16 protein-coding genes are annotated in these 18,772 nt (G+C 65.5%); 12 read left to right on the top strand and 4 right to left on the bottom strand.

The window, feature by feature from the left end:
• Positions 1 to 159: 159 nt before the first annotated feature.
• The 6 genes from glmU to HDIA_RS04560 all read left to right on the top strand — a co-directional run bounded on the left by glmU (position 160) and on the right by HDIA_RS04560 (position 6,008).
• A complete protein-coding gene (glmU, locus tag HDIA_RS04585; RefSeq protein WP_099554794.1) occupies positions 160 to 1,518 on the top strand; it encodes a bifunctional UDP-N-acetylglucosamine diphosphorylase/glucosamine-1-phosphate N-acetyltransferase GlmU in 1,359 nt (452 codons plus the stop codon).
• Positions 1,519 to 1,587: 69 nt separating this feature from the next.
• On the top strand, positions 1,588 to 2,379 hold the full coding sequence (locus HDIA_RS04580) for a hydroxypyruvate isomerase family protein (RefSeq protein ID WP_099554792.1): 792 nt from the start codon (positions 1,588 to 1,590) through the stop codon (positions 2,377 to 2,379).
• 274 nt (positions 2,380 to 2,653) lie between these two features.
• Positions 2,654 to 2,962: a DUF2849 domain-containing protein gene (locus HDIA_RS04575; RefSeq protein WP_099554790.1), complete on the top strand. Its 309-nt coding sequence runs from the start codon at positions 2,654 to 2,656 to the stop codon at positions 2,960 to 2,962.
• Positions 2,963 to 3,032: 70 nt separating this feature from the next.
• A complete protein-coding gene (locus HDIA_RS04570) occupies positions 3,033 to 4,691 on the top strand; it encodes a nitrite/sulfite reductase (protein ID WP_099554788.1) in 1,659 nt (552 codons plus the stop codon).
• Entirely contained in the window at positions 4,678 to 5,439 is a 762-nt protein-coding gene (locus tag HDIA_RS04565; RefSeq protein ID WP_099554786.1) for a phosphoadenylyl-sulfate reductase, read from the top strand. Before HDIA_RS04570 ends, HDIA_RS04565 begins: the two co-directional genes overlap by 14 nt.
• 17 nt (positions 5,440 to 5,456) lie before the next feature.
• The gene (locus HDIA_RS04560) at positions 5,457 to 6,008 is read left to right on the top strand and encodes a DUF934 domain-containing protein (RefSeq protein WP_099558703.1); all 552 of its coding nucleotides are present in this window, start codon (positions 5,457 to 5,459) and stop codon (positions 6,006 to 6,008) included.
• Positions 6,009 to 6,097: 89 nt separating this feature from the next.
• Here HDIA_RS04560 and HDIA_RS04555 read toward each other — a convergent pair whose 3' ends face one another.
• The 3 genes from HDIA_RS04555 to xylF form a co-directional block, all read right to left on the bottom strand.
• On the bottom strand, positions 6,098 to 6,904 hold the full coding sequence (locus tag HDIA_RS04555; protein ID WP_099554784.1) for an ATP-binding cassette domain-containing protein: 807 nt from the start codon (positions 6,902 to 6,904) through the stop codon (positions 6,098 to 6,100).
• Between the two features lie 11 nt (positions 6,905 to 6,915).
• Positions 6,916 to 8,229, bottom strand: coding sequence for a sugar ABC transporter permease (locus tag HDIA_RS04550; protein ID WP_099554781.1), 1,314 nt, complete (start codon positions 8,227 to 8,229; stop codon positions 6,916 to 6,918).
• Between the two features lie 318 nt (positions 8,230 to 8,547).
• The gene (gene xylF / locus HDIA_RS04545; protein WP_099558702.1) at positions 8,548 to 9,588 is read right to left on the bottom strand and encodes a D-xylose ABC transporter substrate-binding protein; all 1,041 of its coding nucleotides are present in this window, start codon (positions 9,586 to 9,588) and stop codon (positions 8,548 to 8,550) included.
• Between the two features lie 436 nt (positions 9,589 to 10,024).
• On the opposite strand from xylF, the gene HDIA_RS04540 reads away from it, so the two are divergent.
• The 3 genes from HDIA_RS04540 to HDIA_RS04530 are packed head-to-tail and all read left to right on the top strand — an operon-like array spanning position 10,025 to position 14,435.
• Complete coding sequence (locus HDIA_RS04540; protein ID WP_157775298.1) at positions 10,025 to 11,344, top strand: ROK family protein; 1,320 nt, start codon at positions 10,025 to 10,027, stop codon at positions 11,342 to 11,344.
• Positions 11,344 to 12,771, top strand: a complete 1,428-nt coding sequence (locus HDIA_RS04535) for a di-heme oxidoredictase family protein (RefSeq protein WP_099554778.1) — start codon at positions 11,344 to 11,346, stop codon at positions 12,769 to 12,771. Before HDIA_RS04540 ends, HDIA_RS04535 begins: the two co-directional genes overlap by 1 nt.
• Complete coding sequence (locus HDIA_RS04530; RefSeq protein WP_342748095.1) at positions 12,768 to 14,435, top strand: CRTAC1 family protein; 1,668 nt, start codon at positions 12,768 to 12,770, stop codon at positions 14,433 to 14,435. The genes HDIA_RS04535 and HDIA_RS04530 overlap by 4 nt, the downstream gene beginning before the upstream one ends.
• 31 nt (positions 14,436 to 14,466) lie before the next feature.
• Here HDIA_RS04530 and HDIA_RS04525 read toward each other — a convergent pair whose 3' ends face one another.
• Positions 14,467 to 15,516: a response regulator gene (locus HDIA_RS04525; RefSeq protein ID WP_245884259.1), complete on the bottom strand. Its 1,050-nt coding sequence runs from the start codon at positions 15,514 to 15,516 to the stop codon at positions 14,467 to 14,469.
• Between the two features lie 135 nt (positions 15,517 to 15,651).
• On the opposite strand from HDIA_RS04525, the gene HDIA_RS04520 reads away from it, so the two are divergent.
• The 3 genes from HDIA_RS04520 to HDIA_RS04510 all read left to right on the top strand — a co-directional run bounded on the left by HDIA_RS04520 (position 15,652) and on the right by HDIA_RS04510 (position 18,771).
• The gene (locus HDIA_RS04520) at positions 15,652 to 16,551 is read left to right on the top strand and encodes a LysR family transcriptional regulator (protein ID WP_099554774.1); all 900 of its coding nucleotides are present in this window, start codon (positions 15,652 to 15,654) and stop codon (positions 16,549 to 16,551) included.
• Between the two features lie 62 nt (positions 16,552 to 16,613).
• A complete protein-coding gene (locus HDIA_RS04515; RefSeq protein WP_099554772.1) occupies positions 16,614 to 17,363 on the top strand; it encodes a sulfite exporter TauE/SafE family protein in 750 nt (249 codons plus the stop codon).
• Positions 17,364 to 17,532: 169 nt separating this feature from the next.
• A complete protein-coding gene (locus HDIA_RS04510) occupies positions 17,533 to 18,771 on the top strand; it encodes an efflux RND transporter periplasmic adaptor subunit (RefSeq protein ID WP_099554770.1) in 1,239 nt (412 codons plus the stop codon).
• The last annotated feature ends 1 nt before the right edge of the window (position 18,772 follow it).

The raw sequence follows: 18,772 nt of genomic DNA, 5'->3' as shown, positions 1-18,772 counted from the left end.
GTTAGCCAACGAATGCCTTGTTCGCGAAATCAATTTCCGTGACGGTCTGTTGCGTCCGATATCGGCGTGCACGGGGATGCCAATTCGGCCTGAACTCCAGTATAGGAGCCTGACACGCTCTGAGCCGACGCTGATTTCTTGCAAACGGACCGATCCCTCATGACCTCTTCCTGCCTTGCCATCATCCTGGCCGCCGGTGAAGGCACCCGCATGCGCTCCAGTCTTCCGAAGGTGCTGCACCCGGTTGCCGGGCGCGCCATGATCGACCACGTGGTCGATGCGGCGAAGGCCGGCGGCGCGGACAAGGTGGCGGTCGTGATCGGGTCGGGTGCTGAGACCGTTCGCAGCCATCTCGGCAAGTCGCATGGCGACGCGTTGCTGTTCGAACAGACCGAGCGGCTCGGCACCGCCCATGCGGTGCTGGCGGCGAAGAACGCCCTGGTCGAAGCCGATGGATCCGTCCTCGTCCTCTTCGGCGACAACCCGCTGATCCGCCCCGGCACGATCGCGGCCATGCTGCAGGCGCTTGCCGCCGGCAACGATCTCGTCGTCCTCGGCTTCGAGCCGGAGAACCCCACCGGCTACGGCCGGCTCGTCAGCGAGAACGGCAAGCTCGTCCGCATCGTCGAGGAAAAGGATGCCGACGCGCCGACGCGCGCGGTGCGGCTCTGCAATGCCGGCATCATGGGCTTTAAGGGCGCGCACCTGCCGGCGCTGCTGGAGCGCATCGGCAATGCCAACGCCAAGAAGGAATACTATCTGACGGACGCCGTGGAGATCGCCGTCAAGGCGGGCCTCAGCACCACGGTCGTGCTCGGCGATGCCATCGAGGTGCAGGGTGTCAACGACCGGGTGCAGCTGGCCAAGGCCGAGGCGGATTTCCAGGCCGCCCGCCGCCTTGCCGCCATGCGCGAGGGCGCGACGCTGATCGCGCCGGAAACCGTCTTCTTCTCCCACGACACGAAGCTCGGGCGCGACGTCACGGTGGAGCCCAATGTGGTCTTCGGCCCGGGCGTCACCGTCGCCGACGGTGTGTCGATCCGCGCCTTCAGCCATCTGGAGGCCGCCCATGTCGCGAGCGGCGCCATCATCGGCCCCTATGCCCGGCTGCGGCCCGGCGCGGATATCGGCGAGAACGCCCATATCGGCAACTTCGTCGAGATCAAGAATGCCGACATCGCAGAGGGCGCCAAGGTCAACCACCTCACCTATATCGGCGACGCCTCGGTCGGGGCCGGCAGCAACATCGGCGCAGGCACCATCACCTGCAACTACGACGGCACCTTCAAGCACAGGACGACGATCGGCGCCGGCGTCTTCGTCGGTTCGCACACGACACTGGTCGCGCCGGTCTCGGTCGGCGACGGCGGCTATACGGCGGCCGGCTCGGTGGTGACCAAGGACGTGCCGGCGGAGGCCCTCGCCTTCGGCCGCGCCCACCAGATCAACAAGCCGGGGCGGGCCGCCAAAATCCGGGCGGATCTGGCCGCGAAGAAGGCCGCCAAGACGTCGCCCTGACCTGCATGCTTGCCGCATGGGAATTTCCGTCGTAGGAGGTCCAATGCGTTTGTCAGTCCGGATCGCCCCATGTCGCTCAGCTTGACCGCCAACATCTCCTTCCTCTTTCCCGAACTGCCATTCCTGGACCGGTTCGAGGCGGCAGCGAAGGCCGGCTTCAAGGCCGTGGAATGCCACTGGCCCTATGAGCATTCGATCGAGGACCTGAAGGCGAAACTCGATGAGTTCGGCCTCAGGCTGACCGGCATCAACACGGCGGTCGGCAATGCCGAGGCCGGCGACTTCGGCCTTGCCGCCCTGCCCGGCCGCGAGGAGGAGTTCAAGGCAGTCTTCGAGCAGGCGGTGGACTATGCCGTCGGCCTGTCCTGCCCGATGATCCACGTGATGGCCGGCAAGGTGGCCGAGGACCGGCACGAGGAAGTCTGCTTCACCTATATCGAGAACCTGCGCCTTGCGGCGAGGATCGCCGAGGAAAAGGGCCTCACCCTGCTGATCGAGCCGATCAACCACCGCGACGTGCCCGACTATTTCCTCTCCAGCCTCGAAGAGGCCGATGCGATCTGCGCCACGGTGTCGAGCCCCGCGCTCAAGATCATGGCCGATCTCTACCACCTCCAGATCATGGGCGGCGATCTCGTGACCCGCATCACCGAGGTGATCGACAGCGTCGGCCATGTGCAGGTGGCAGCGGTGCCTTCGCGCGCCGAGCCGGACGAGGGCGAGATCAACGTCGCCTTTGTGCTCTCGAAGCTGCAAGACGCCGGCTACGACGGACTGGTCGGTGCGGAATACCGGCCACGCGGCGACACCGTGGACGGACTTGGCTGGATCGAGAAGGCGGGCTTGTCGCTCGCCGACTGAAGGCCTGGAAAGCGCCCGCCGGAAAGCGTCGGACCATGCCGGGCTTACCGGACACGCATTTCGCGCCGGCATGAATTTTCTCCCATACCCCGACCTTCGGGACGGCTGAATCGGCCGTCTTTTCCCTGGAACCCCTCCAGAGAGAAATCTTTTTCCCTCACCCTCGCGCAATTGGAAATCCTGACGGCGCGTTTGCGCGCGCGCTCGACTATCTGAGAGTGAGTTGAAAAGGCATGTCGCCAAAGTCGTCAACGATCGCAGGACAGCAAGACCCGTGAAGCCGACCGCACAGCAAATCCTGACCGCCAACCATCTTCTTTCGGGCGATGTGGTGTTCCGCGCCGCCGACGGGGAGTGGGTTGCCGACGTCGACCGGGCCGAAGTGCTCTCGGGCAAGGACACCATCGACGCGGCGCTCCAGAAGGGCATGGCCGATATCGATCGCTGTCTCGTCGTCGCCGTCGAGGCGATCGACGTGAAGGTCGAGGACGGCCATGTCGTGCCGCTGCGCCTGCGCGAACGCATCCGTGCCAACGGGCCGACGATCAAGGCGGACCATCGCGCCGATCTTCGCCCGTTCTGAACAGTCTCCAAGGCCGACGGCCCGATCGCCCGGCCGATCTTCCCGAATTCTGCTTGAAGGCCCAGCCATCATGTACCGCTACGACGAATTCGACGCCGCCTTCGTCTCCGACCGTGTCGCCCAGTTTTCCGACCAGGTGCGCCGTCGCCTCTCCGGCGAACTGACGGAGGACGAGTTCAAGCCGCTGCGCCTGATGAACGGTCTGTACCTGCAGCTCCACGCCTACATGCTCCGGGTCGCCGTTCCCTATGGCACGCTGAATGGGCGGCAGATGAAGAAGCTTGCCCATATCGCCCGCGTCTACGACCGGGGCTTCGGCCATTTCACGACGCGCCAGAACATCCAGTACAACTGGCCGAAGCTGTCGGACGTGCCCGCGATCCTCAACGAGCTTGCCGAAGTCGAGATGCACGCCATCCAGACCTCGGGCAACTGCATCCGCAACGTGACCGCCGATCATTTCGCCGGCGCCGCCGCCGACGAGGTCGATGATCCGCGTCCCTATGCGGAGATCCTGCGCCAGTGGTCGAGCCTCCATCCGGAGTTCACCTACCTGCCGCGCAAGTTCAAGATCGCCGTGACGGGCGCCGCGCGCGACCGCGCCGCGATCCGCGTCCACGACATCGGCCTTGAGGTCCGCCGCAACGAGGAAGGCAAGATCGGCTTCCGCGTGCTGGTCGGTGGCGGTCAGGGCCGCACGCCGATGATCGCCCGCGAGGTGCGCGAGTTCCTGCCCGAGGAAGACCTGCTCGCCTACACGGACGCGATCCTGCGCGTCTACAACCTCTATGGCCGGCGCGACAACAAGTACAAGGCGCGCATCAAGATCCTCGTCCACGAGACCGGTCTTGAGGAGCTGAAGAAGGACATCGAGGCCGAGTTCGAGCGCATCAAGGACGGTGTCCTGCGGCTACCGCAGGAAGAGGTCGAGCGCATCGAGGCCTATTTCGCGATGCCGGACCTGCCGGCGCGCGAGGCCCGCTCGTCGATCCTGGAAGGCGCCAAGGCCGACGACATGGGCCTGAAGCGCTTCGCCGACCAGAACCTGCACCCGCACAAGGTTCCGGGCTACGTTTCGGTGACGGTCTCGCTGAAGCCGATCGGCGGCATTCCGGGCGATGCCTCGGCCGACCAGATGGACGTGGTCGCCGATCTTGCCGCGCAGTATGGCTTCGACGAGATCCGCGTCAGCCACGAGCAGAACCTCGTGCTGCCGCATGTCGCGCTCGACGACGTGCCGGCGCTCTATGCGGTGCTGAAGGAAAACGGCCTCGGCACGCCGAACGCCGGTCTCGTCACCGACATGATCGCCTGCCCGGGCCTCGACTATTGCGCGCTTGCCAATGCCCGCTCGATCCCCGTGGCCGAGCGGATTTCGGAACGCTTCGGCGATCCGGACCGGCAGGCGCTGATCGGCCCGCTGTCGATCAAGATCTCCGGCTGCATCAACGCCTGCGGCCACCATCACGTCGGCCACATCGGCATCCTCGGCGTCGACCGCAAGGGTGAGGAATTCTACCAGATCACCCTCGGCGGCTCGCCCGACGAGACGGCCTCCATCGGCGAAATCGTCGGCAAGGGCTTCTCGACCGACGAAATCGTCGACGCCGTGGAAAGGGTCGTCGACACCTATGTGGCCCAGCGTTCCAGTGCCGACGAGACGTTCCTCTCGTTCTATCGCCGCGTCGGTGAAGCCCCGTTCAAGGAGGCATTGTATGGCGATGCTTGATGCCGTGAAATTTGCCGTCGAGCCGGAAGAAGTGCCGCGTACGCTCGCGCGCGAACTTTCGGCCGAATACGAGAATGCGACCAGCCACGAGGTGATCGCAGCCGCGGTGGACAAAATCTTCCCCGGCGAGATCGCACTCGTCTCCAGCTTCGGCGCGGAATCCGCCGTCCTCCTGAAGCTTGTCTCCGATATCGACCGCCATATCCCGGTCGTCTTCCTCGACACAGGCAAGCTCTTCGGCGAGACGCTGCGCTACCGCGACAGGCTCGTCGACCAGTTTGACCTTACGGACGTGCGGACGATCAAGCCGGAGCCGAAGCGCCTCAAGGACGTCGATCCCGAAGGCGGGCTGTGGCTGCACGATACCGACCGCTGCTGCCAGATCCGCAAGGTGGAGCCGCTCACCTTCGCCATGGAGGGCTTTTCCGCCTGGTTCACGGGCCGCAAGCGCTTTCAGGCCGAGACGCGGGCGAAGCTGCCGCTGTTCGAGGCGGAGGGCGCGCGCATCAAGGTCAACCCGCTGGCCGGCTGGAGTTCGAGCGAGGTCAAGGCCTTTCGGGCCGAGCACGACCTGCCGCCCCATCCGCTCGTCGCCGAGGGCTATCTCTCGATCGGCTGCATGCCCTGCACCGACCGGGTGGCCGAAGGCGAGGACGAGCGCGCCGGGCGCTGGCGCGGCCAGAGCAAGACGGAATGCGGCATCCACCTCGGCCTCGTCGGCCGGGAATTTGACGGCAGCGGGATCTGATCGTTATGACCATTGCCATGACAAAGATTGAAGCTGACACCCTGCCGGCGAGCGACGCCGGATCCGATGTCTTCCGCGACGGCGCCTTCGTGGCGGATGACTGGACGATCCTTGCCGACGACGCGGAGATCCCCTCCGAGGGCCGCGTCTTCCTGCCGCTTGCCCGCTTCCTCGAGACGGTGGAAAGCCTTGAGGGCGACAACCGGCCCGTCGGCGTCGTCCTGCAGCCGGGCGAACGCACGGACGCGCTGGCGCCGTATCTGGACCGCGTTGCCGCGATCGCGCTCGTCTTTCCGAAGTTCGCGGACGGACGCGCCTATTCGCATGCCAACCTGCTGCGTGACAAATACGGCTATCAGGGCACCCTTCGGGCGGTGGGCGACGTGCTGATCGACCAGATCGGCCCTATGCGCCGTGTGGGCTTCTCGGAGTTCAAGGTCGTCAACGAGCCGACGCGCAAGGCGCTCGTCGAAGGCCATGACCCGGAGGTCAAGCTCTACTACCAGCCCGCGGTCCGCAAGGAACCGCCGGCCGGGACGCGCCCGTGGATGCGCAAGGCTCCGGACTGATCCGGGCCATTCTCATTCGTCGTTGAACGCAGAAAGCCTGCCCCACTCGCGTGGGACAGGCTTTTTTGTTGCTTCGCTGAAGGCCCCGATCAGACGTGGGCGCCAGCGAGTTCGGCCTCGGTCAGCGCGCCCGGGCCCCGCGTCGCGCCGGGCGGGCACTTGCCGAGGATGATCATACCGAGCACCTCGTCCTTGGTCACGTCCGTCGTCTTGGCCGAGCCGACCAGCTTGCCGTTCTTCATGACGCTGACACGGTCCGCGAGATCGAAGACGTCGTGCAGGTCGTGGCTGATCAGGAAGATGCCGAGGCCCTGGCGCTTCAGTTCCTTGATGAGGTCCGCAACCTGTGCGGTCTCCTGCGGCCCGAGGGCGGCGGTCGGCTCGTCCATGATCAGAATCTTGGCGTCGAAATACAGCGCGCGGGCGATCGCCACCGACTGGCGCTGACCACCCGACAGGCCCTTCACCGGCTCCTTGAACTTGCGGAAGTTCGGGTTGAGCCGGCCCATGACCTTGCGTGCCGCCGCTTCCATGGCGACGTCGTCGAGCGTGCCCCAGGGGGTCATCAGCTCACGGCCGAGGAAGAGGTTGGCGGCCGCATCCACGTTGTCGGCGAGCGCCAGCGTCTGGTAGATCGTCTCGATTCCGTAGGCCTTGGCGTCGCGCGGCGAAGAGATATCCGCCTTTTCGCCATTGATGCGGATTTCGCCGGCATCGGCCTTGTAGGCGCCCGAGAGGATCTTGATCAGGGTCGACTTGCCGGCGCCGTTGTGGCCCAGCAGACCGACGACCTCGCCCGGCTTCAGGTCGACCGAGACGCCGTCGACGGCATGGACGCCGCCGAAGGCGATGGAGATGTCGCGCATCTCGACGAGAGGGGTTCCGTCATTGCTCATGGTGTGTTCCCTCACTTGATCCGGCGGCGGTAGACGCTGTCGAGCCAGACGGCGATGACCAGAACGATGCCGACGACAATGTTCTGCAGCGGAGTGTCCATGCCGAGCAGCACCATGCCCGACTGCAGGCTCTGCATCACCAGCGCACCGATCATGGCGCCGGCGATGGTGCCGGAACCGCCGGCAAGCGACGTGCCGCCGATGACGGCCGCAGCGATCGTGTAGAGTTCGTCGAGCGTGCCCTGGGCGTTGGTAGCCGACGTCAGGCGTGCCGTCGAAATGGCGGCGCCGACGGCAGCGAGCGCGCCCATCAGCGCGAAGACCATCATCGTGACGCGGCGGGTGTTGATGCCCGCGAGTTCCGCCGCCTCCGGGTTGCCGCCGATGGCGAAGACATAGCGGCCAAAGCGGGTGCGGGTGGCGATGAAGGTCATGAGGATCGCGATGCCGATGGCAAGCAGCACCGGAACGGCATAGCCGAAGGAGATCTGAAGGCCCTCCGGCGGCACCTCGATGCCCTGCGCCTCGGCGTAGCGCGCGGCCAACGGACCGGGCAACGTATAGGCGTTCACGACCATGGTCGCCGCGATGACCACGAGGCTGCCGACACCGGCCGTGGCGAATTCCGCCCAGATCGGCTTCAGCGGGAAGCTGAAGCGCTTGCGCTGGCGGCGGGCATGGACCGTGGCAAGCACGATGAAGAAGATGGCGACGGCAGCAATGACCCAGCTCCAGGTCGCGCCGATCGAGCCGTTGGCGCCGCCGCCGATGAGCTTGAAATTGTCGTCGGTGAGCGGAATGGTCTTGCCGCTCGCGACCCACCAGGCCGCACCGCGCCAGACGAGCAGGCCGCCGAGCGTCACGATGAAGGCAGGCACGCCCATGAAGGCGATGACATAACCCTGCACCGCACCGATAAGCGCACCGACCAGGACGCCGATGGCAAGGGTGACCACCCAGATCATCGGATTGTCAAAGCCGAAGGCCGGCGTGATCCACTGCGTCTGCGCGACGGCCATGATCATGCCGGTGACGCCGAGGATGGAGCCCACGGACAGATCGATGTTGCGCGTGACGATGACGAGCACCATGCCGGTCGCCATCACCGAGACGGAGGCCGTCTGGACCGAGAGGTTCCAAAGATTGCGGGCCGTCAGGAAGGTGCCGCCGGACAGGATGTGAAAGCCGATCCAGATCACGGCAAGCGCGGCCACCATGCCGAGGAAGCGGACATCCACCTCCATCGCGGACAGGATCGATGTCGGCTTGACCCGTGGCGGCGCTCCGCTCGACACCGAGGCCTGCCCGGTTGCGTTGTTGCTCATTTTCCACTCCCCTATGCGTCAACCTTTTGCGGTTGCTTCTGCTGCCAGCCATTCTAGACCGGCAACCGGCATATGCGAAGACGGACCGCGCGGAGAAGACCACCCGGTTGTCCATGCCGACCGAAAAGATTGAAGCGGATCGAATGCCCGGGACAGCCGATGTGCATTCGACCATCCCTCCCGGCGTCTTCGCGGCGACGGCGTCTCGCCAGCCCCGCAGTCATGCTTGCCTACGCCCACACGCAGATCGGCTGGACCGTCCAACCGAAGCGGAAGTCTGTGTCCGGCGGGCATGGCCCGCCGGACACGATCCTAATTTCAGTCGCAGGCGGCGACCGAACCGGGCTTGACGCCCTGGCACAGCGCGTCCTTGCCGATCCAGCCGGCTTCCACCACGACGTTGAGATTGTCCTTGGTGATCGCGATCGGGGTCAGGAACTGGGCGTTCATGTCAACGCCGTTCGGCCCGCCATTGAACTTCACCGTGCCCGCCACCTTGTCCAGGGCCGTGCCATTGGCGAGTTCGACGGCAATTTCGGCCGCCTTCTTGCCAAGCTCACGGGAGTCCTTCCAGACCGACACGGTCTGGGTGCCGAGCGCGATGCGGTTCAGCGCCGCAAAGTCAGCGTCCTGTCCGGAAACCGGAACCGAACCGTCGAGGCCCTGGGCTGCGAGGGCCGCGATGGCGCCGCCAGCCGTGCCGTCATTCGAGGCGACCACGGCGTCGACCTTGTTGTCGTTCGCCGTCAGGATCTGTTCCATGTTCTTCTGGGCGTTGGCCGGAAGCCAGCCGTCCGTATAGGCCTCGCCGACGTTCTTGATCTTGCCGCTGTCGATGGCCTCCTGCAGCACTTCCATCTGGCCGGAGAAGAGGAAATCGGCGTTCGGGTCGGCGGCCGAGCCCTTGATGAAGGCGTAGTTGCCTTCCGGCTTCACCTTGAAGACCTCACGGGCCTGGATGCGCCCGACTTCCTTGTTGTCGAAGGTCAGGTAGTAGGCATAGGGAATTTCGATCAGGCGGTCATAGCCGACCACCGGAATGCCCTCGTTCTGGGCCTTGGTGATCGCCGGGCCGATGGCCGAGGAGTCCTGCGCCAGAATGATCAGCGCGTTAGCGCCCTGGGCGATCAGGCTCTCGACGTCGGTGAGCTGCTTGGCCGGCGAGGACTGCGCGTCCGCCGAGATATACTTGGCACCGGCAGCGTCAAGCGCGGCCTTGATCGCGGCCTCGTCGGTCTTCCAACGCTCTTCCTGGAAGTTCGACCAGCTCACGCCAACCACGAGATCGGCAGCGAAGGCGCCGGTGACGGCGGTGGTCGCAAGAAAAGCGGCAGCGGCCACGGACAAAATCCGAGTCATCATTATCCTCCCTGGCAAGTCCGGCTGCCCTTGTTTGGGGCAACTCGTTTGCACTCAGTTCCACGAGGGCTCCTCAAGGCCCACGCCCAGCGACTTGCGAAGAATTTATTTCGAAGTCAAAAAAATTGTGGATCCAAATTCGGGCCGATGTCAATATCCATTCGAGCGATCGTTCACTTTCGATGAAACGGCGCTCAAATTGCGTGCTGCACTCAAACAGTGCACCCCGGCCTGGCGCCGTCTCCCGCTCCGATGCACCTTGCAACAGCGCGACAGGACGGATGACGCCAAGGGCTTGGCCGGAGGCTGAAAATCGGGCATGCCGTCGTAACTTTGCAGGACCAGCCCCGGAGAGGGCGGCAGCATTGTCCAGCGACGTGTGTTGCGTAGCGCCGGAACCGCAATGGTCCGTCGGCGCTCGGGAGGAAAAAGGGACATGACCCACCGCAGGCCCTGGCGCGGCCAGAAGGAGCTTCGCGCCGACACGGACCAAGTTCGCAGGCACAACCGCTCGCTGGTGCTGGCAGCGCTGCGCCGGCATGCGCCCATCGCCCGCGTCGACCTGGGCGCGGCGACCCAGCTCTCTCCGGCCACGATCACCGCGATCACCGCCGATCTCATCCAGGAAAACATCGTCGAGACCGTCACCCTCGACACCGATGCCGCACAGACGTCCGCCACGGAGGCGCCGCGCAAGCCCACCGCCGCCCGCGGCCGGCCCCGCGTCATGCTGCAGCTCAACCGGCGCACCGCCTTCGTGCTCGCCGTCAAGATCACCATGAACAAGGTGGTGCTGGTCCTTGCCGACTATCTCGGCGCCATCGTCGCCCAGCGCACGCTGACACCGGAAACGCTGAAGGAAACGCGGACCAGCTTTCCCCGTTTCGTCGTCGGCGCGATCCACGACTTTCTCGGCGAGGAGAAGATCCGGCTCAAGGACCTTGCCGAGATCGGCATCGGCGCCCAGGGCGTCGTCGACACCAACAAGGGCTCGATCGCCTGGTCGCCGGCCTTCTCCGACCGCGACATCGAGCTGGTGAGACCGGTCGCGCGCGCCTTCGGCATTCCCTGCTTCATCTCCAACGACGGCAACATGATCGCCCAGGCGTTGAACTGGTCGGATCCGGAGCGCTATGGCGGCACGTTCGCCGTCATCTTCGCCGAATATGGCGTCGGCATGGGTCTCTTCGTCGGCGGCCGGCTCCATGCGGGCGCCAACGGGTCGGCCGCCGAGCTCGGCCATGTCAATCACGTGCCCGGCGGCCCCTTGTGCAGTTGCGGCCGGCGCGGGTGCCTGGAAGCCTTCACCGCCGACTACGCGATCGTGCGCGAGGCGCGGCAACTGCCTCCGGACAGCGATCCGCTCGAAATCCGGCCGACGCCGGAGGAGCTTGTGGTCATCGAGAATGCGGCGCGGGACGGCGACGAGCGTCTTGCCGGCATCTATCGCAATGTGGGCGTTGCGCTCGGCTACGGCCTTGCCCGCCTGATGGCGATCATCAACCCGGACCGCATCATCATCACGGGGGCCTCGGCGCGCGCCTACGAACTGATCGAGGGCGGCCTCATGAGCGGGATCGAGGAAGCGGTGGTCGAGGATCTCAGGTGCAACACCCGGATCGAGACCCTGCCCTACGACCAGGACCTCATCATCGCAGGCCTCATCGCCGATGCGCTGGCCCGCCTCGACCACGACGTCTTCGCCCTGCCGCTCGCCGCGCGGCTTGCCGCCCTCGAGCCACAGGGAGCGCGGTGATGCGGTCTCTTCTTGCCGGTGCGACCCTGACCCTTGCCCTCGTTTCTTCGGCTGTTGCCGGCGACCCGCCCTGGGCGGAACGCACCCTCACCGATCCGCTCGACCTCGGCACCGTGGCCAGGGAGGGAGACGCCGCCATCGATGCCCTGATCACGCGGGGCGGCGAGCTTTTCGGGGCGAAGTTCACGACGCTCGACGGCGCGGGGCGGCCGATGGCGACGCAGGCGATCGTGCCGACCAAGCGCAAGCGGCCGGGGGCCAACACCTTCCAGCGCACGTCGGGCCTCGACGCCAATGCCTGCTCGGGCTGCCACAACGAGCCGATCACGGGCGGCGCCGGCGAATTCGTCGGCAACGTCTTCGTCTCCGAAGGCTTCGAGAGCGCCGAATTCGACAGTCTCGACCCGCAATTTTCCTCCGAGCGCAACACCAATGCCCTGATGGGCGCCGGATTGATCGAGATGCTCGCCCGCGAGATGACGGCCGAGTTGCACACCATTCGGCAGGAAACACTGCGGAAGGCACGAGCCAGCGGCGAGCCCGTCACCGAACATCTGATCGCCAAGGGGGTCGACTTCGGCTCGATCACCGCCGCCCCCGACGGCATGCTCGACATCACGAAGATCGAGGGGATCGACAGCGATCTCGTGTTACGGCCCTTCAGCCAGAAGGGCGTCTTCGTCAGCCTGCGCCAGTTCACGGTCAACGCGCTGAACCAGCATCACGGCATTGAGGCTGTAGAACGCTTCGGAAAGCGCTGGACGGGCGCCGACGATTTCGACGAGGACGGCTACAAGGACGAGGTTTCCGACGGCGATATCTCCGCCATGGTCGCCTGGCAGGCAACATTGCCGACGCCGACCCGCCGGCAGGACATTCCCGAGAGCTGGAAAGCCGCCGCCGCACAGGGCGAAGAGCTTTTCGGCAAGACCGGCTGCGCCGCCTGCCACCGCCCTTCCCTGCCGCTCGACGGCCTCGTCTTCACCGATCCGGGACCGTCCGACATGGCGGGCACGCTGAATGCGTCCGAGGTCGACACACCCATCTCGATCGATTTTGCACGCTTCGACTGGGTGGCGAAGCTGCCGCGCGACGAGATGGGGCGCGTGCTCGTTCCGCTCTTCGGCGACCTTCGCCGGCACAAGATCGCCGACCAGCGCAACGACCGGCTCGGCAACGAATTGCTGGCCCAGCGCTTCGTGGCGCGCGACGACTTCATGACGGCGGAACTTTGGGGCATCGGGTCCACGGCGCCCTACGGCCATCGCGGCGACATGACGACGCTGGACGAAGTGATCCGGGCGCATGGCGCGGAAGGGGCTGACGCGGCGAAGGCCTTTGAGGCGCTTGCCGAGGACGACCGGTCGGCGATCATCGCCTTCCTCAAGACCCTGGTGATCGAGGACAGCGAGAAGGTGGGCCAATGATGAACCAACCCGCTATTCGGGGCATCTTTGGAGTGCTGGCCGCGCTTCCCGCCCTCCTCGCAGCTCCCGCATTCGCCGACGAAACGCTGGTGCGCCAGCCGACCTCCGACATTCCGTCGATGCATGAGGAAGCCGCCAGCGCCGGTGTGCAGCAGGTCTATGACGGCCCTTGGGAATTCTTCGTCGGCGGCGGCGTTGCCGCCTTCGACTGCAACGGCGACATGAAGCCTGAGCTCTTCATCGCCGGCGGCAAGAACCCGGCCAAACTGTTTTCCAACGACAGCCTCGTTGGCGGTCCGCTGGCCTTTCACGAAATCCCGACCGGCCTCGACGAACGTCTGACGACGAAGATCCTCGGCGCCTATCCGCTCGACATCGACGGCGACGGCCATATGGATCTGGCGGTCATGCGGCTTGGCGAAAACCTGCTCCTCAAGGGTGGGCCGGGCTGCCATTTCGAGGTCGCCAACCGGGCTTTCGGCTTTGACGGCGGCCGGGCGTGGACGACGGCCTTTGCGGCCGAATGGGAGAAGGACCAGGCCTTCCCGACACTCGCCTTCGGCAACTATGTCGACCGTTCGCAGCCGGGCTCGCCCTGGGGCACCTGCCATGACAACGACCTGTTCCGGCCGCAGCCCGGCGACCGCCCGCGCTACAGCGAGCGCACGGTGCTCACGCCCGGCTACTGCACGCTGTCGATGCTCTTCACCGACTGGAACCGCTCCGGCGAGCCGTCGCTGCGCATGACCAACGACCGGCAATATTATCGCGGCGGCGAGGAACAGCTCTGGGCCGTCCCGCCGGGCAAGCCGCCGAGGCTCTACGGCAAGCGGGACGGCTGGGAGCATCTCACCATTTGGGGCATGGGCATTGCCCAGTTCGACCTCAACGTCGACGGCGCGCCGGAATATGCGCTCACCTCCATGGGCGACACCAAGCTGCAGACGCTGGACGACGAGGCGGAGGAGGACCGGCCGGTCTATCGCGACGAGGCTTTCGACAAGGGCGCGACGGCGCACCGGCCCTATATCGGCTCCAACATCTATCCCTCGACCGGCTGGCATTCGGAATTCGCCGACTTCAACAACGACAGCCTGATCGATCTCTTCATCGCCAAGGGCAATGTGGAGGCAATGCCGGACTTTGCCGCCTTCGATCCGGACAACCTGCTGCTTGGGCGCTGGGACGGCACCTTTGCCGAGGCCGGCGACAAGGCCGGGATCGCACGCGACACCAAGGGGCGCGGCGGCGCGGCGGTCGACCTCAATCTCGACGGCCAGCTCGATCTCGTCGTCATCAACCGCGGCCAGCCGGCCAGCCTTTTCCGCAATCTCGGCGTCATGACGGACGGCAAGCCGCGCCCGATGGGCAACTGGCTGGAAATCCGGCTGAAGGCGAAAGGCGGCAACGTCGATGGCGTCGGGTCGAAGATCACAGTCAAGACCGGAACCCAGACGATGCCCCGCGACGTGCTCGTCGGCGGCGGCCATGCCTCCGGTCATCTCGGCTGGACGCATGTCGGCGTCGGAACCTCCGAGCGCGCGCAAATCCGCGTCCAGTGGCCGAACGGCGACTGGAGTCATCCCTACCGGGTGTTCGCCAACCAGTTCGTCGTGATCGAGCAGGGCGCGGCGGATGCCAAATACTGGTATCCGGCCGACTAGCGCCTTTCCGGCATCGCCCGCTGACCCTAGGTCAGTTCATGGTCGACGGCACCAACAGCTTGGGGCCGGCGGGCGAGGTTTCCTCGACCACGGACAGGAAGGCCTTCATGCCCGCGGCATGCCGGCCGCGGCGCGCCGCTTCCCGGGCATCGCCCGAGCTGGCCCATTCCAGATAATCGACCCATTCGTCGGCCGCGCCGCGCGCAAGCCGCCGCCGGATGAACCCCGGACAGGTCTTGAGGAATTCCGTCGCCGCATTGACAGCAGCCAGGAACTCGGCCTCCTCGATGCCGTCCCGCAGCTTCAGGGCCTGAAGCTCGATCACGCTACGCTGGCCGGCTGCACCGGCTCGAACCGGCTGGAACGGCACGTGACCCAGCGGCTGCGCCGACGAGGCCTGAACGGGTATCCCGATTTCGTCGTCGTTCTTCAGGCTGCTCCGCGTTCCGCAACTGACGCCGATCATGCGGCCGGCGATCTCGATCAGCTCGCGGCGCGTGTCCGGCTTGACGCAGACCTCGTCCGCCCCGGCTTCCAGAGCCTGCCTGTGCACGTCTTCCTCGTTCGAGGTCGTCAGAACGATGACGCGAATGCCGCCGAACTCGAGCGAATTGCGCAAGGTCCTCAGGAAACCGATGCCATCGATCACCGGCATGTTGAGGTCGAGGACGATGAAATCGGGAAGGTCATCGACGACGTCATGCCACGTCATGAAGTTGATGGCTTCAAATCCATTGGCGACGCCATGACAGCGCACGCGCACATTGCAGCGCGGCGCGGCGGTCGCGAATGCATTTTGCAGAAGCTTCATGTCGTCGACGTCATCCTCGACGATCAAGATGTGGCACGGCTCGTCGCAACTGGGCAGACGCGCCGCTTGCGGTTCGAACGTTGTCATCATGCCTTTCACCCCGGCCTGCGCGAATGGTTGGCACTGTGTTATAGGTTGGCGGCACAAGTATGGCGCCGCAAGGGGGCATGATAGCTCATTATTGCGAAAGGCTTGCAAGCAATTTTGACGGTCCAGTTCGTCGCAGGAATTGGCGCGCGAAGCCTGCTGCAAGGCAGCATCGCAACGCACCTGCGGCAAGTCCTTGCAGCGTCATCCTGCCGGTTTCAATTTTCTTGCATCCGGAGACCCTTTGATCCAAGAGATTGTGCAAATTTGCACAATCGGCCTTGCCGCCGGAAGACCGTTGCGAGGAGCGCCAAAGGCATGAGCCATCCCGACTGGGACCATCTGCGCGTGTTTCTCGCCGTTGCGCGGGCCGGTCAAATTCTCGGCGCCGCGAACCGGCTCGGCCTCAATCACGCCACCGTCGGGCGCCAGATCACGGCCCTTGAAACGTCGCTCGGGACGGCGCTGATCGAACGCCATTCGACGGGCTGCACGCTGACGCCGGCCGGCGAGCGCCTGAGATCCAGCACGGAGGAAATGGAAGCGGAGTTCCTGCGCGTGCAGTCGGATCTGTCGGGCGCCGCAGAGAGCGTCAGCGGCACGGTGCGCGTCGGCGCCCCCGACGGCATCGGCAACTACTTCCTGGCACCGGCCCTCTCCAGCCTTGCCAGCCGGCATCCTGATCTCGTCGTCGAGCTTGCGCCCCTGCCCCGCACCTTTTCGCTGTCGCGCCGCGAGGCCGACATCGCGATCAGCCTCGACCGGCCGGCGCACGGGAAACTGATCGTCAAGAAGCTGACCGACTATACGCTGAGCGTCTATGCGACGAAGACCTACCTGGCCGCGCGCGGCGAGCCGGCCAGCCTCGACGATCTTGCCGGCCATGTGGTCATTTCCGGCATCGAGGAGCTTTCCTATTCCAGCGCCCTGCGCTATTCGGAAGCCCTGACCCGGACGGCCGGCATGCAGTTTTCCTGCGCCAGCATTTCGGGACAGCTCGAAGCCATCCGCAGCGGCAACGGCATCGGCATCGTCCACGACTATGTCGCGAACGGCATGCCGGACCTCGTGCGGCTGCTGCCGGACGTGCGCTTCCGCCGCACATACTGGATCATCAGTCACGCCGACACCCACCAGAGCCGGCGGATCGCCGCGGTCTATCGCTTCATCGTGGACCGTATCTCCGCGACCCGGGCGATCTTCGACGCGGACAGCTGATCCATTCCTTTCGCCCGGCCGATCCGGCCGGCAGCCTGCCATCAAGACCGACGGATCCCTTCATGACCTTCCCAGACCCCGGACTTCTCCTGGCCGCCGAGCTTGCGGCCGTTTTCGTGGGAATGTCGAAGGGCGGGCTTCCGGTCATGGGCATGCTCGGCGTTCCGGTTCTCTCGCTCGCCATGTCCCCGGTCACCGCGGCCGCTTTGCTGCTGCCGATCTATATCGTCTCCGACGTCGTCGGCCTCTATCTCTACCGGCGGGAGTTCAGCGGCCGAAACCTCAAGATCCTGCTGCCCTTCGCGCTGATCGGCGTTGCCATCGGCTGGGCGACGGCCTCGATCATCTCGGAGCGCTGGGTGACCCTTCTCATCGGCCTTCTCAGCCTTGCCTTCTGCATCGACAGCTGGCTGAAGCGCAAACGGACGCTTCCGCCGCGCCCGGCCGATATTCCGCGCGGTGCCTTCTGGGGGACCATCGCGGGCTTCACCAGCTTCATCTCCCATTCCGGCGGGCCGCCCTACCAGATGTATGTGCTGCCGCAGAAGCTGCCGAAGATGGTGTTCGCCGGCACGTCGACCATTCTCTTTGCCATCATCAACTGGGCGAAGCTGCTGCCCTACTGTGCCCTTGGCGAGTTCAGCAGCGACAACATGGAAGTCGCCGCGCTCCTCGTTCCTGTCGCGCTCATTTCGACCTATGCCGGCTACCGGCTGACGCGCATCTTGCCGGAAGAACTCTTCTTCCGGATCATCCTCGGCGCGCTCTTCCTGATTTCGCTGGAACTCATCTACAAGGGGCTGGCCGGCTGAGGCCGGCGTCTGCCCGCCGCTTGCCCGCCAACGCCAATTCTCAGGCCGGGATGTATCTGCCTGCAAAACGGGCCTGATACATCCGGTGACACTTTTATGCGTATACACTGTCAGGAATTGAGCGATATTGCTCCCATGTTCCATTGGTATTTTCTGGAGACGCCTTCACATGGCCGCGTGGAAACAAGCGCTTGTTGCCGTTTGCGTGATTGTTGCCGCCGCGACCCTTTGGGTCCGATTTGACACCGAGGCCGCAGGCCGCCTTGTCGGCTGGGGAGTCCCGGCCAGCGTCATCGCCCTGGTCGCTCCCGAGCAGCCCACGGGCGCCGATGCGGCCAAGGCCGGCGGCCCGTCTGCGGCGGGCGCAGGGCGGCGCGGACCGGGCGGTCCGGCCCCGGTGCTGACCGCAGAAGTCACCGAAGCCATTACCAACGACCGCGTGCGCGCCATCGGCACCGGCGAGGCGGTCAAGACGGTCAAGCTCTTCCCGCGCGCCAGCGGCATGGTCACCACGGTCGGCTTCACCGCCGGCCAGAAAGTCGAGGGCGGCGCGGTGTTGCTGCAGCTCGACGACGACGCGGAGGCCATCGCGCTTCAAAAGGCCGAGGTGACGCTGGCCGACGCACAGCGCAAGGTGGATCGCTACGACCGCCTCGCGACCGGGAGCGCCGTCTCCGCCGTCGACCGCGAAACGGCGCGCTCGGAGCTTGCCAGCGCCAATCTCGCCGTCAGGCAGGCGCGGCTCGACCTCGATCACCGCATCGTGCGCGCGCCCTTTGCCGGCGTCCTTGGCCTGTCCAATGTCGAGGCCGGCGACCTCGTCACATCGACCACCGAAATCGCCACCATTGACGACCGCAGCAGACTGAAAGTCGAATTCCGGGTGCCGGAAACCTATGCGTCCGACGTCACGCTCGATCAGCAGGTCGACGCGACGACCCCGTCGCGTCCCGGCAAGGTCTTCCACGGAACGGTGATGGCGATCGGCAGCCGCGTCGAGGCCGACAGCCGGACGCTGCCGGTTCAGGCCGCGATCGAAAACGACGACGACGATCTCAGACCTGGCATGTCCTTCCTGGTCGAACTGCACTTTTCGGGCGACCATTTTCCCGAAGTCCCCTCGGTCGCGGTCCAGTGGGACAAGCAAGGCACCTTCGTCTGGCGCATTCAGGACGGCGTGGCCGAGCGCGTCGGCGTGACGATCGTCGAGCGCAACATGACGACGACGCTCGTCGCCGGCGACCTCAAGCCGGGCGACATCGTGGTGCAGGAAGGCGTGATGCGACTGCGCCCCGGCGCCAAGGTTCTCGATGTCGAGGCTCCGGCGGCGACGCCGGACAACGGCGGGGGGACGGCCAGTCCCGACAAGGTCTCCAGCGAGAGCTCGTCTCTCAAGTCGCCGAGCTGAG

This window comes from Hartmannibacter diazotrophicus (assembly GCF_900231165.1).
Classification (GTDB): domain Bacteria; phylum Pseudomonadota; class Alphaproteobacteria; order Rhizobiales; family Pleomorphomonadaceae; genus Hartmannibacter; species Hartmannibacter diazotrophicus.
This window is presented reverse-complemented; position numbering and strand designations above follow the sequence as displayed.